The following is a 13,212-nucleotide window of genomic DNA, read 5'->3' on the forward strand; positions in this document are numbered from 1 at the left end:
ATGAATACTGCCCCAATTACTACTGCCCAAAGAATCAAAGCCATTGTAGGCGGATCTGTTGGAAACCTTGTTGAATGGTACGACTGGTATGCCTATGCTGCCTTTGCCATTTATTTTTCAAACTCTTTTTTTCCGGACTCCGATCTCAATGCCCAGCTGATGAATACCGCCGGAATATTCGCCGTAGGATTTCTGATGAGGCCTATCGGAGGCTGGATGTTTGGAAGTATAGCCGACAAAATCGGAAGAAAGAAAGCAATGACACTTTCCGTGCTGTTGATGTCATTCGGATCACTGCTTATCGCTTTAACTCCTACGTATGAAACGATAGGGATACTGGCTCCCATTTTACTTTTAATTGCGAGATTGCTTCAGGGATTAAGTGTAGGTGGAGAATATGGAGTTTCCGCAACCTATCTCAGTGAAATGGCCACCCAGGACAGAAGAGGATTTTATTCCAGTTTTCAGTATGTAACGCTGATTGGCGGCCAGCTGATCGCCCTGGGAATCCAGCTTATTTTACAAAAGCTGTTACTAACGGAAACCCAGTTGGAGAATTGGGGCTGGAGGATCCCTTTTGTCATTGGAGCCCTGCTCTCTGTCATTGCGCTGTATTTACGGGCCAACCTTCACGAAACAGAAGCTTTTGAAAATAAAAAAGAGGTCAGTGAAAAGAAAAAAGGAACTGTCAAAGAGCTGCTTAAGCATCCAAAAGCTTTACTCACAGTCATTGGTCTTACTTTAGGCGGAACGTTAGCTTTTTATACCTATACGACTTATATGCAGAAATTCCTGGTCAATACCGTTCATCTTACCAAAGAACAGTCTACCCTGATCTCCTTTATTTCTTTATTTATATTTGCCTGTTTGCAACCCGTCTTCGGAGGATTGTCTGATAAAATAGGAAGGCGGCCACTTCTTCTTGGCTTCGGAATCCTGGGAACAATATGTACTGTTCCGCTTCTCACGGCACTCAGCAACACGACATCCATGTGGACTGCATTTTTACTGATCATGGCTGCTTTAATTATTGTAAGCGGATATACTTCCATCAATGCTGTTGTAAAGGCAGAACTCTTCCCTTCAGAGATCAGGGCTCTGGGTGTAGGGCTTCCCTATGCACTTACAGTGGCTATTTTCGGTGGTACCGCAGAATATATTGCCCTTTGGTTTAAGAAAATGGGTGTAGAAAACTATTTTTACTGGTATATTACGGGATGTATCTTCTTTTCCTTACTTGTTTATGCAAAAATGAAAGACACCAAAAAGACCTCAGCCTTAGATCAAGATTAAATTCTAATCTGTATAAAAAGTCCGGCGCTGCAGATTCTCTGCAGCGCCGGATGTATTTTAATGATAGGCCTGTTTAAACTTTTCTATGATACTGTCCAGGTTATGACGCTGAACATATACACTTTTTACCTCATCATACCTCGGTGATTTGTAGAAAACTTCGTGGAAATCCATACTGCCGTTCCCTACTTTTACCACTTTCTGTACTTCGATATTCAACTTTCTTAGCTCGTCTTTAAAGACTTTAAATTCATCTTGGATACTACTGCTCATTAATATTTTTTGGATTTAATTAAAAAACTACTTTTATGATCCAATACCCTCCTGACGTTAGGGGTAAGTCTCAAATTCTGATTAAAGTTAGTAAAATTATTCATATATACATAACACTTCATCAATGTTTTATTGTTTTTTTTACAAATAACTGTATAATTTCAAAAACTCTATAGAGATTCCGTATTTTTACACCCGGTAAAAACTATCAGAAACATGAATATTAAAGCATTATTCTCATTATTTTCCTTTCTTATTATAATGGCTGTACCTGCTCAGAAGCAGGAATTCAGAGCTCCTGATTATTCTTTAATTAAAAAAAATATTGAGGATAAAAAATCAGAATTTTATTATCCTGAGCTTTTAAAAAGACTACAGCGGAGTGATACCCTCCTTACGGGTAATCAGTATCGTCACCTTTATTTCGGCTATACATTTCAAAAAGAATATAAGCCGTACAAAACCAGTAACAAGGCGGAAGAAATGACTAAATACTATCGCGGCGAAGGTATTACTGAAAAAGATGTGCCGGCAGGAATCAAGCTTTTCCGGGAAGCTCTGGAGGAAAATCCGTTCGATCTTCGTGCCATGAACTATCTCGTTTATATGTACCGTTTGGTGAAAGATGAGAATATGGCCCAAAAAACAGCAAGTAATTTTCATGGATTATTAGGTGCCATTCTGGCTTCCGGCGACGGTATGAAATGTGAAACGGCATTCCATGTTATTTCCGTTACCGATGAATATGTACTTTTGAATACGTTTCAAATGGCAATGAAATCCCAAAGCCTTACCGGAAAATGTGATTACATCGTTTTTGAAAAAGATCAGTACAAAGTCCCGGGACTTTATTTTGATATCAGCAGATTCTACGGAAAGATACTAGATTGATACGGAGTGGCCGGGGAAGGAAACTGTAAGTTTTGCTCAGCATTTCAAGTTTATTTTAAAAAATTATTTGCTGATCATTTCCCATTATAACAGGGATTTTAGAGAAGGAAAAATATTTTTTTTCAGAAAAAATAAAATTCAGTGTAACATTTTTTCAAGGTTCGTCTCTAAAAGACAAATAAACCTTAAAACTTTAGAAATCATGAAAAAATTAACATTCCTTCTTATCATCCTATTATTTTTAGCAGCAGCATGCAATATATTTGGCCAGACAACATCATATCCTTTCGAGGTAAAGAAAACCGGAAAAGGAAACCGGTCTTTAATTTTCATTCCCGGGTTTGCGTCTTCCGGAGAAGTGTGGAACGAAACGACCGCCAAATTTGAGAAGAACTTCACCTGTTATACTCTAACAATGGCAGGGTTTGCAGGAGTAAAACCGCAGGCGGATGCCAACTTTGCAGACTGGGAAAAAGGAATTGCTGGCTACATCAAGGATAACAAAATTGACAAGCCCATCATCATCGGGCACAGTATGGGCGGCGGTCTTGCCCTGGCCATTGCAGCAGATTACCCGGAACTTGTTGATAAAATCGTTATTGTAGATACACTTCCCTGCCTGGCTGCGATTTCCAACCCTGATTTTAAATCTAAAGAAAACAACGACTGTTCCGCAACCGTCAATACATTGACCACAATGACGGATGAGCAGTTCCGCAAGATGCAGGCACAGGCTATTCCACAACTTCTTGCAGATACTTCCATGCAGGAAACCGTAGTTGGCTGGAGTATGAAATCCGACCGAAAAATATTCGCTAAGATGTACTGCGACTTTTCTAATACCGATCTCAGAGAGAAAATAAAAAATATACAGTGTCCTTCCCTTATTCTGCTGGAATCTTTCTTTATCAACCTGAAACCTACCATTGAAGGACAATACAAAAATCTAAAAAATGCCAATATGCAATATGCTTCCAAAGGCTTACACTTCATCATGTATGATGACAAAGAATGGTATCTTAACCAGCTTAATAACTTTTTATCTGCGAAATAATGGTATTTGAAGAGATCTACGAGCTCTACTGGCAGAAAATATTCCGTTTGTGCATGGGATATGTGAATGATCCTGAACTGGCTCAGGATCTGGCTCAGGAAACCTTTATCATTGTCTGGCAGCAGCTACCGAAATTCCGGAATGAATCCAGTGTCGGGACATGGATCTTCAGAATTGCTTCCAACAACTGCCTGCGTCAAATCGAAAAGGAAAAAAAATTCACTAAAGCCGATCTTCCGGTTAACCTGGAAGAAAAGAAACAGGAATCTCTGGAACCTCAGATCCAGCTGCTCTATCAATTGATTTCTGAGCTGCCGGAAACAGACAGAATTATTATTTCGCTGGAACTGGAAGAGGTAAAACAGGCAGAAATAGCCCACATCACAGGACTTTCGGAATCCAATGTAAGGGTCAAAATTCACAGGATAAAAGAAAAATTAACGCAAAAGTTTAAAGAAAATGGATACTAATATAGATTTCAAGAATATATGGAAGCAGCAGACTTCCAACAAACCCGATATGGAAGAACTTCTGGGCAGGCTGAAAAAATTTAAAAATGAAAACCTGCGCAGGCTTGTTGTTACCAATCTCTTACTGATTGCCACCTGTACAGGAATTGCTTTTGTCTGGTACCGCTATCAGCCTGAGCTGGTCACTACAAAAATCGGGATCGTATTGGTTATTGCAGCAATGGTTATCTTTTTACTGGCGTACAATAAGCTTTTCATGGTTTTCTACAAGATCGATAATACCCAGTCCAACAGTGAATACCTTCAGAGTTTATATGTGGTAAAAAATAAACAGAAGTTTATGCAGACAACAATGCTTAATATTTACTTTATCATGTTGTTTACCGGTCTGATTCTCTATATGTATGAGTATACTTCAAAAATGTCCTTCAGTTCTTCAGCTATTGCCTATATTGCGATTGTGGCATGGATAGGCTTCAACTGGTTTTATCTGAGACCCAGAACAATAAAAAAACAACAGGCTAAACTTGACGGATTAATCGCTAAATTTGAAGAAATCAACAATCAATTAAAGGAATGAACAATTCTTCAGAACATAAAAACCACTGGGAAAACGTATATGAAACCAAAAATCCCGACCAGGTAAGCTGGACACAAGCAAAACCTCAGACCTCACTTGATTTTATCAGTTCTTTTGGTTTGGGCAAAGAGGCAAGAATCATTGACATTGGTGGTGGAGACAGCAATCTCGTTGATTTTCTCCTTCAGGAAGGCTACGAAAATATCACCGTACTCGATATCTCTTCCAAAGCACTGGAAAAAGCAAAAGAACGACTGGGAGATGCTGCGGCTAAAGTAAAATGGATTGCCACAGATATCACCGCATTTGAACCTGCAGAAACCTATGACATCTGGCACGACAGGGCTGCCTTTCATTTTCTGACTAACCAGGAACAGGTTTCAAAATATATTGGTATTGCAGAAAAAAGCATAACCGGCTTTATGGTCCTTGGAACTTTTTCTAAAAACGGGCCCACAAAATGCAGCGGACTGGATATTCAGCAATATGATGAGGAATCGTTATCTTCAGAATTTGAATCCGGCTTTGAAAAGATACAATGCCTGACTGAAGATCATACCACGCCTTTCGGAACTGTTCAGAATTTTGTTTTCTGCAGCTTTAAAAAACTCTAAAAGAGGAATTCGCAAAGTCACAAAAGATCAGGCTGACTACGATTCACGAATAAAAGCTATTTAATCTATGTCTCTATGTGGTTCTATTTTCAACACCATAGAGACATAGAATATTACAGTAAAAATTATGAAGATTCTTGCTTTTATATATTTAAAAGTAAACTGATCATGATTGTTTTTGCGTTTTCCAACAAAGATTTCGGATCAATTTAACTTCAGTGGAGTATTTTCATCTATACCGGCAAACTCATACCCTATGAAAAACTTCAAATTATTTCTTTTAACATCCGCTCTCTCATTCCCGGGATTAGCCTTTGCCCAAAAATCGGGCGAAATTACAGTACTCACCGTACAAAAACATAGTAAATCTGAACAGGAAAAAGAAAATATCCCTTATTTCATTCAGTTCGGAATCATGTCAAAAAACCACGATGATTTCAAGAAAAAATACCACACAGGCGTTTTTTATCAAAACTGTGTGATCGGTCCGGAAATATCAAAACAGGCTAAGGAAAATAATCTTGCCATTGCCAGAATTTTAACTGAAAAATATGGTGACGCCTGGAAAAAGGATCTGGGAATGATTCCTTACGGATTATGATTTTTTCTCTTCTTCCATTTCCACTTCGTGACGCAGCTGGGCTTTGTACAGAGTAGCATAATACCCGTTCTTATCTAAAAGCTCCAGATGCTTCCCTTCTTCAACAATTTTCCCATGCTCCATCACAATGATCTTATCCGCTTTTTCGATTGTGGAAAGCCGGTGAGCAATAATAATGGACGTTCTGTTTCTGGTGATTTTTTCTGTAGCTCTCTGGATCAGTTTTTCACTTTCATGGTCGATGGAAGATGTTGCCTCATCCAGGATCAGGATTTTAGGGTCGGATAAATATGCTCTTAAAAAAGATAACAGCTGTCTCTGTCCTAAAGAGATTGAAGAACCTCTTTCACTCACCACATAATCATAACCTCCCGGAAGCTGTTCAATAAACTGGTCCACTTCAATTTCTCTGGCTCCTGCTTTTATCTTATCCAGCGTGATACTGTCATCTCCAAAAGCCAGGTTTTCAAAAATACTTCCGTGGAACAGGAAAACATCCTGCAGCACAACTCCGATATGGCTTCTCAGATTATAAAGTTCGTAATCCTTCAGATTCACATCATCAATCAGTATATTTCCGGAATTGATATCATAAAGTCTGGTAATAAGGCTGATAATGGTAGATTTCCCTGCACCTGTAGCCCCTACAATTGCTACGGTTTCTCCCGGATTTACTTTAAAATCAATTCCTTTCAGTACTTCCTGCTTTTCGTCATAGGCAAAATGTACTTTCTGGAATTCAATTTTTCCGGCAAAATGATCTTTCTTCACTGTTCCGGTATTCGGCATTGAATTGTCTTCATCCATTAATCCCAATACCCTTTCTGCTCCTACAATACCTCTCTGAATATTATTGAAACGGTCAGCAATCTGTCTCAGCGGACGGATCAGCATTGAAATATACTGGATGAAAGCGATTACCACACCGGCACTGATCGTAATATATCCGCCATAAAACAGGATAAACCCTATAAACAATGAAGAGATAAGTTCTACTACCGGAAAGAATAATGAGAATATAAATACAGTTCTCAATAAAGCTCCTTTCAGGGTAATATTAATATCATCAAATTTTTTAAATTCAGATTCCTGTCTGTTGAATACCTGGATAATAGGCATTCCCGCCAATCTTTCCTGTACAAAAGAGTTTTGGGTGGCAGTCCAGTTTCTTTCATCCCCAAAGGCTTTTTTAAGTCTTTTCTGGAAAAATCTCGTAATGACAACCATTAAAGGAAGAATTGCCAATGTAATATAACTCAGATGCACATTGGTACTGAACATCATGATCAATACAAATACAATTCTCAGAATATCTCCGAACACCATCAGGAATCCGTCTGTATAAACCGTTGCAATGGTTTCAACATCTCCTACGGCACGGGTAACCAGCTGCCCGATCGGGGTTTTATCAAAGAATGATGTTTTAAAATAAATCAACTTCGCATACAGCCTTTCCCGGATATCCCGGATAACGTTCTGTGAAATGAAATTTGAAAAATAGACCAGAAAAAAATTTAAAACCGTTTCCGCAAATACCAATCCAACAAGGATATAGATATGCTTCATCATCAAAGCTTTATCGTGCAGCTTTGTAATATCGTTGTCCACTACTTCCATAGTAAGATACGGCCTGTAAGTAGAAACAATTGAAAGGATGACGGAAATGATCAGGGTAAGGATGAACCATGACCGGAATTTCATTCCGATAAAGAACAGCCTCTTTACAATCCCCCAGGTATCTTGTTTTTTCATTGTACGAATCGAAGAAAGAATTAAAATAAAATTCTATGCAAAAATAAGACTTTATAAATTGCCAGCCTTTACAACTTTTGCAAATCCTCATAGAAAATTTCAGATCGCTGTTATTTACAGAATGAATAGCCTCAATCTGGTGATATGCTGTTTTCTTGGTGGTTAAAACCTATTCTATTCCTGTTAAAGATGAAAGTAAATCTGTAACCAGTAAAACAGCCTTGTTTTAAATCTCCCGACATCTCCGAAGGTTTAAAACAATAGTGAAACACAATTCCCGAGGACTCCGGCTGTTTAAAAGAGAGTTGTTTGGAACGTCCTGGCATCCCGGAAAGTCTCCTGCAGATTGCAGTAATCTTCCCGAGGGCCCGGAAGGGTTATTTTAATGCCGTTTGTAACCCAACGGGTTTCCGAAATGAATTGACAAGAGTATATTTTAGCCTTAAAATTCGTAGCCTACATCTACAAGGTATAATCCGTGGGCTGGTGCTGAAGTTCCGGCAGCGTTACGGTTTTTATCTTCAATGACTTTACGGAGATCTTCAGGTTTCAGTTTTCCTGTACCGATCTCTACCATTGTTCCGACGATAGCCCTCACCATATTCCTGAGGAAACGGTTGGCTGAAACGGTAAACTTCAGTTCAGATCCGTTCTGTTCCCATTCCGCTTTATATATTTTGCAGATATTGGTCTTGTTGTCGGTCTTTAATTTCGCAAAGCTTGTAAAATCTTCATATTCAAACAATATCTTACAGGCCTCATTCATTTTGTCGATATCCAGAGGTCTCTTCCAATGCTGCCATGCCGATTCCTGGGTGAAAGGATTTTTTTCCAGCGAAATATAATATTCGTACATCCTGTAAGTTGCATCAAACCGGGCATGAAAGTCATCCTTTACCGGAAATATTCTTTTGATAGAAATATCCGGCGGAAGAAAGCTGTTCAATCTTCGGGGAAGCTCATCACTCAACTTCTGTTCCGTATCAAAATGGGCAAATATTTTTTTGGCATGTACTCCGGTATCCGTTCTTCCGGCACCGGTTGTTTTAATCTCTTCTCTTAAAATGGTGGAAAGGGCTTTTTCCAGTTCTTCCTGTACAGAAATAGCATCCGGCTGTATCTGGTAGCCGAAATAATTCTTTCCGTTGTAAGAAAATTCAATAAAGTATCTCAATGTATTGTAATAACTCCACAAAAATACTTTAATTTAACGAAATATTTGTTGAAAAGTCTTTGAGAATATTACACCAAATGCTTATGAAAATTCCTATTTTTGCAATCGTATGAAAAGATGGTACCTTTATCCTTTTTCCCTCGGTTATCATTTGGTAACGGGTATCCGGAACACAATGTATGATCTGGGAATTTTTAAGTCGACAAAATTCAAGACCCCGATAATCAATGTCGGTAATCTTTCTGTGGGTGGAAGCGGAAAATCACCGATGGTGATGTATCTTGCCCAGTTTTTATCCAAACATTACAGAACCGGAGTGCTTTCAAGAGGCTACGGAAGACTCACTAAAGGCTATGAAGTCACCAATTATGAAAGCAATTACAAAATGGTGGGCGACGAAGCGATGCAGCTTTTTGAACGTTTCAAAAACCGTTTTGTGATTGCCGTTTCAGAAGAACGTGTGCCCGGTGCCAAAAAAGTGATCGAAGATATGGATCTTGGAGTACTGGTGTTGGATGACGCCATGCAGCACAGAGCCATCAAGGCAGGATTCAATATTCTGATGACCGACTTCAACGATCCGTTTTTCAAAGACTATCTTCTTCCTGCCGGAGACCTCAGAGAATCGAGATCCGGCTACAAAAGAGCAGACATCATTATGGTGAGCAAATGCCCTGATGAACTGACTGAGGAAACGAAAAGATACTATATTTCAAGGATCAGGCCTTCTCATACCCAAAAAGTATTCTTCTCATCCATCGGCTATGATGAAAATGTGTACGGAAAAGATAAAATGCTTCCGGATAACAACCTGAATTATTATGATATTTTACTCATCACGGGAATTGCCAATCCTAAACCGCTTCTGGAACATCTGGCAAAATTCTCGAAAAGAGTCAAGCATTTAAAATTCAGGGACCATCATAATTTCACCGATGATGATATTAAAAAAATCCTTGCGGAATACAAAAAATTAGGAGAATATAAACTGATATTAACCACAGAGAAAGATTACGTTCGTCTGAAAACTTTTGACTATCTTAGAGAAATTGTTTACTACTGGCCTATCAATGTCCTTATTGATAAGAAGGAAGAATTCAATCAAATCATCTTAGATTATGTTAGAAAAAATTAAAGAGACAGCTGATTTTATCAAAAATATTATTCAGGAGACTCCTGATTTTGCTGTTGTTTTAGGATCCGGGCTTGGAAAGCTGCAGAATGAAGTAGATCAGATCCATGTTTTAGAATACAAAGATATTCCTAACTTTCCTCAGACTACGGTTGCAGGGCATACCGGAAAACTCATTTACGGAATGCTGGAAGGTAAAAAAGTACTGATGATGAGCGGCCGCTTCCATTACTATGAAGGCCATTCTATGGAAACCGTAACTTTCCCTGTAAGAGTTTTTCATTTACTGGGCATTAAAAATCTTATTCTATCCAATGCCTGTGGCGGGGTAAATCCAGATTACAGCGTTGCTGATATTGTGATAGTAAAAGATCATATCAACATGATGCCTGAGCATCCACTTCGTGGCAGGAATATTGATGAACTCGGACCACGTTTTGTGGATATGAGTGAGCCTTACAATAAAAAAATGATCGCTGTAGCTGAACAGGCTGCTGCTGAAAATACAGTAAAAATTCACCAGGGTGTTTATGTAGCCCTTCAGGGTCCCACTTTTGAAACCCCGGCTGAATATGGTATGATAAAAGCCATCGGTGGTGACATGGTAGGTATGAGCACCGTTCCTGAAGTGATTGTCGCCAGACATATGGGAATGGATGTATTCTGCATGTCTGTGATTACAGATCTTGGCGGACCTGATATTGCATTTGCCGTTTCTCATGAGGAAGTTCTGAATGCAGCCAACAAAGCTATGCCCAATGTGATTACTGTGGTCAAAGGACTGATTAAAAATTATCAATAGTACCCTTTCATTCTCAAAAGAAATTTTAAAACATTTAAGAATGCATAAGCTTATGCTCACAAAAAAATTGAGCATTAGCGGTCATAGCATTATTCATAAACATCTGCGTTATCTGCACAATCTGCGGGAGATAATTTTTTTTTTGTTTTTAGAATCTTTTTCCTGAATACAACATCCATAGAATTTCTCAATAATATAAATTTTTCCCAATTCATCAAAAATAAAGAGAAGATTGCCGTGCATTGCTTAGTTTTGTGTAAATGAAATTGTAAGAAATGAAAAAGTTGTTATTAATTTTTATGATAGGAATTTTTGGAGCCAGCTATGCCCAGAAAACCCCTACCGTTCTGAAAAAGGGTTTCTCCAAAGAAGCCTTACAGCAGAAACTTGAAGATGAAGACGGAAAAAGCATCACAATCCAGCAGATTCTTGACCAGCATAAAGGAAAAGTATTAGTGATTGATTTCTGGGCCGGATGGTGCAGAGATTGCCTTCAGGCACTTCCAAAAGCTGAGCAACTGGAAAAAAATAACCCTAATGTAGACTTTGTCTTCCTTTCACTGGAAAGATCAAAAGAAGGTTTTGATAAAAGCCTTGTAAGATTCAATATGAAGGACAAAGATAATTACTGGTTTGCTTCAGGCTGGAAAAATGACTTCAACAATTATGTAGACCTGAACTGGATTCCACGGTATATGGTCATAGATCAGAAATCCTCTATTGCCAAATATTATGCAATATCTCCGGAAGACCCTGAAATTCAGCAAACGATTGACAGCCTTTTAAAATAATTTTTTATCACCACATATCAGCACTTAAGTTTTAAGACCTGTCCTGAACAATAAGACATTCCGTTAAAACTTAAGTGCTTATTTATTCACCAGACACCATGACCACAAGAGAAGCCACAACAGAGGATTTACAGACACTTTTAGAATTTGAACAGGGAATTGTTACGGCAGAAAGGCCATTCAATGTTACCCTTATTGACGGGGAAATTCATTATTATGATCTGAACCATTTTATACAGTCTCCGGATGCAACCCTCATTATTGCCGAGGAGAATAACGAAATCATAGGATCGGGATATGCACTGATCAAAAAAGCGGAAAAATATTATTACAAGTTTGAGAAATATGCTTATCTGGGCTTTATGTATGTAAAGCCTGAATACAGAGGAAAAGGGATCAACAAAGTGATTACCGACGAACTGATCAGCTGGGCAAAATCCAGAGATATCTCAGAGATAAGGCTTGATGTCTATGCTGAAAATGAATCTGCTGTAAAAGCTTATGAAAAAGCAGGATTTGAACCGCATCTTCTTACGATGAGACTGAAACCGTAAAAAGATGGAGGAGCGAAGATGAGAATCAATTTTCAGGTCATAGCTTCCCTCTTTAAAATCATTTACCATCAATAAAGGAATCCATATCTTTGTCATATGGATTTCTCTTTGCCGCTTCGTAAAATTATACATGTAGATATGGATGCATTCTATGCCTCTGTGGAGCAGCATGATAATCCTACGCTCAAAGGCAAAGCTATTGCAGTAGGTGGCCAGCACCGGGGTGTGGTGGCCGCGGCCAGCTATGAAGCAAGAAAATACGGAGTGCGCTCTGCAATGCCCAGTAAAACAGCCAAAGAAAAGTGTCCTCATCTTATATTTGTTCCCCCCCGTTTTCCCAGATATAAAGAAATTTCAAAAAAAATCCGTGAGATTTTCTATGAATATACTGATCTCGTAGAACCTTTATCTCTGGATGAAGCTTACCTGGATGTCACCGAAAATAAAAAAGGAATAGAGTCTGCCAATCAGATTGCAAGGGAAATCCGTCAGAAGATTTTTGAAGAAACCGGCCTTACGGCTTCTGCAGGAATTTCAGTGAATAAATTTCTGGCGAAAGTGGCTTCTGATATCAATAAACCCAATGGTCAGAAAACCATTCACCCGGATAAAGTGGAGGGCTTTCTGGAAGAACTTCCCGTTGAGAAATTTTACGGCGTTGGCAAGGTTACGGCTAACAAAATGTTTAGTTTAGGAATTTATAAAGGAAAAGATTTAAAGAAAAGATCAGAGCAGGAGCTGATTAAAATTTTTGGAAAATCCGGGAAGCATTATTACAATGTGGTGCGGGGCATTCATACTTCAGAAGTAAAACCTCATCGTATTCAGAAAAGTGTAGCGGTGGAAAGAACTTTTTTTGAAGATCTTTCCGATGAGCAGCAGATCAATGAAAAACTGGACAGCCTGAGCCAGGAACTTCATCAACGGCTGCAGAAAAACAATATTCTGGGAAGAACTTTAACGTTGAAAATAAAGTATAAAGATTTTTCACTTTTTACCAGAAGCATCACCCGGGATGATTATTTTACATCACCTGAACAGTATTTCAATACCGGAAAAAATTTGTGGGAGCTCCGCCCGTATGATAAAGCAGTACGCTTGCTGGGTCTGTCTCTCTCCCATCTCAATACTGAAGAAAAAAAGCAGATTTCAGTTCAACTAAAAATCCCGTTTGAAGAATTCGAAAATCAGTAGGTTATTTTTTTTTGCTAACTTGTATCCACCAAATCAG

The 13,212-nt window shown here is 38.7% G+C and carries 15 protein-coding genes; 12 read left to right on the forward strand and 3 right to left on the reverse strand.

The window, feature by feature from the left end:
* A complete protein-coding gene (locus tag BBI00_RS13945; RefSeq protein WP_065399334.1) occupies positions 1-1,293 on the forward strand; it encodes an MFS transporter in 1,293 nt (430 codons plus the stop codon).
* A 57-nt stretch (positions 1,294-1,350) separates the two neighbouring features.
* On the opposite strand, the gene BBI00_RS13950 is transcribed toward BBI00_RS13945, so the two are convergent.
* Complete coding sequence (locus tag BBI00_RS13950) at positions 1,351-1,566, reverse strand: hypothetical protein (RefSeq protein WP_065399335.1); 216 nt, start codon at positions 1,564-1,566, stop codon at positions 1,351-1,353.
* Between the two features lie 216 nt (positions 1,567-1,782).
* Between BBI00_RS13950 and BBI00_RS13955 the strand changes: the two genes are divergently transcribed.
* The 6 genes from BBI00_RS13955 (at position 1,783) to BBI00_RS13980 (ending at position 5,776) form a co-directional block, all read left to right on the forward strand.
* On the forward strand, positions 1,783-2,457 hold the full coding sequence (locus BBI00_RS13955; RefSeq protein ID WP_065399336.1) for a DUF4919 domain-containing protein: 675 nt from the start codon (positions 1,783-1,785) through the stop codon (positions 2,455-2,457).
* Positions 2,458-2,659: 202 nt separating this feature from the next.
* Positions 2,660-3,511, forward strand: coding sequence for an alpha/beta fold hydrolase (locus tag BBI00_RS13960; protein WP_065399749.1), 852 nt, complete (start codon positions 2,660-2,662; stop codon positions 3,509-3,511).
* Complete coding sequence (locus tag BBI00_RS13965; RefSeq protein ID WP_065399337.1) at positions 3,511-3,981, forward strand: RNA polymerase sigma factor; 471 nt, start codon at positions 3,511-3,513, stop codon at positions 3,979-3,981. The genes BBI00_RS13960 and BBI00_RS13965 overlap by 1 nt, the downstream gene beginning before the upstream one ends.
* Entirely contained in the window at positions 3,971-4,561 is a 591-nt protein-coding gene (locus tag BBI00_RS13970) for a hypothetical protein (protein WP_065399338.1), read from the forward strand. The genes BBI00_RS13965 and BBI00_RS13970 overlap by 11 nt, the downstream gene beginning before the upstream one ends.
* Positions 4,558-5,175: a class I SAM-dependent methyltransferase gene (locus tag BBI00_RS13975; RefSeq protein ID WP_065399339.1), complete on the forward strand. Its 618-nt coding sequence runs from the start codon at positions 4,558-4,560 to the stop codon at positions 5,173-5,175. The genes BBI00_RS13970 and BBI00_RS13975 overlap by 4 nt, the downstream gene beginning before the upstream one ends.
* A 256-nt stretch (positions 5,176-5,431) precedes the next feature.
* Complete coding sequence (locus BBI00_RS13980) at positions 5,432-5,776, forward strand: FEKKY domain-containing protein (protein ID WP_065399340.1); 345 nt, start codon at positions 5,432-5,434, stop codon at positions 5,774-5,776.
* Here the strand turns inward: BBI00_RS13980 and BBI00_RS13985 are convergent.
* Together BBI00_RS13985 and truA are read right to left on the reverse strand one after the other, a co-directional pair.
* On the reverse strand, positions 5,771-7,528 hold the full coding sequence (locus BBI00_RS13985) for an ABC transporter ATP-binding protein (RefSeq protein WP_065399341.1): 1,758 nt from the start codon (positions 7,526-7,528) through the stop codon (positions 5,771-5,773). The two genes, BBI00_RS13980 and BBI00_RS13985, sit on opposite strands and share 6 nt — an antisense overlap.
* 442 nt (positions 7,529-7,970) lie before the next feature.
* Positions 7,971-8,702, reverse strand: a complete 732-nt coding sequence (gene truA, locus BBI00_RS13990; protein WP_065399342.1) for a tRNA pseudouridine(38-40) synthase TruA — start codon at positions 8,700-8,702, stop codon at positions 7,971-7,973.
* A gap of 109 nt (positions 8,703-8,811) precedes the next feature.
* On the opposite strand from truA, the gene lpxK reads away from it, so the two are divergent.
* The 5 genes from lpxK (at position 8,812) to dinB (ending at position 13,175) form a co-directional block, all read left to right on the forward strand.
* Positions 8,812-9,837, forward strand: a complete 1,026-nt coding sequence (gene lpxK, locus BBI00_RS13995) for a tetraacyldisaccharide 4'-kinase (RefSeq protein WP_065399343.1) — start codon at positions 8,812-8,814, stop codon at positions 9,835-9,837.
* Positions 9,821-10,636 carry a purine-nucleoside phosphorylase gene (locus tag BBI00_RS14000; protein ID WP_065399344.1) on the forward strand — a complete coding sequence of 272 codons (816 nt, stop codon included), beginning with the start codon at positions 9,821-9,823 and terminating at the stop codon, positions 10,634-10,636. The genes lpxK and BBI00_RS14000 overlap by 17 nt, the downstream gene beginning before the upstream one ends.
* A gap of 275 nt (positions 10,637-10,911) precedes the next feature.
* On the forward strand, positions 10,912-11,427 hold the full coding sequence (locus BBI00_RS14005; protein ID WP_065399345.1) for a TlpA family protein disulfide reductase: 516 nt from the start codon (positions 10,912-10,914) through the stop codon (positions 11,425-11,427).
* 98 nt (positions 11,428-11,525) lie between these two features.
* Positions 11,526-11,981: a GNAT family N-acetyltransferase gene (locus BBI00_RS14010; RefSeq protein ID WP_065399346.1), complete on the forward strand. Its 456-nt coding sequence runs from the start codon at positions 11,526-11,528 to the stop codon at positions 11,979-11,981.
* A gap of 96 nt (positions 11,982-12,077) precedes the next feature.
* Positions 12,078-13,175 (forward strand): DNA polymerase IV, encoded by a 1,098-nt coding sequence (gene dinB, locus BBI00_RS14015; protein ID WP_065399347.1) that lies wholly within the window; start codon positions 12,078-12,080, stop codon positions 13,173-13,175.
* Positions 13,176-13,212 lie beyond the last annotated feature (37 nt).

Origin of the sequence: Chryseobacterium arthrosphaerae, from assembly GCF_001684965.1 — a bacterium.
Lineage (GTDB): Bacteria > Bacteroidota > Bacteroidia > Flavobacteriales > Weeksellaceae > Chryseobacterium > Chryseobacterium arthrosphaerae.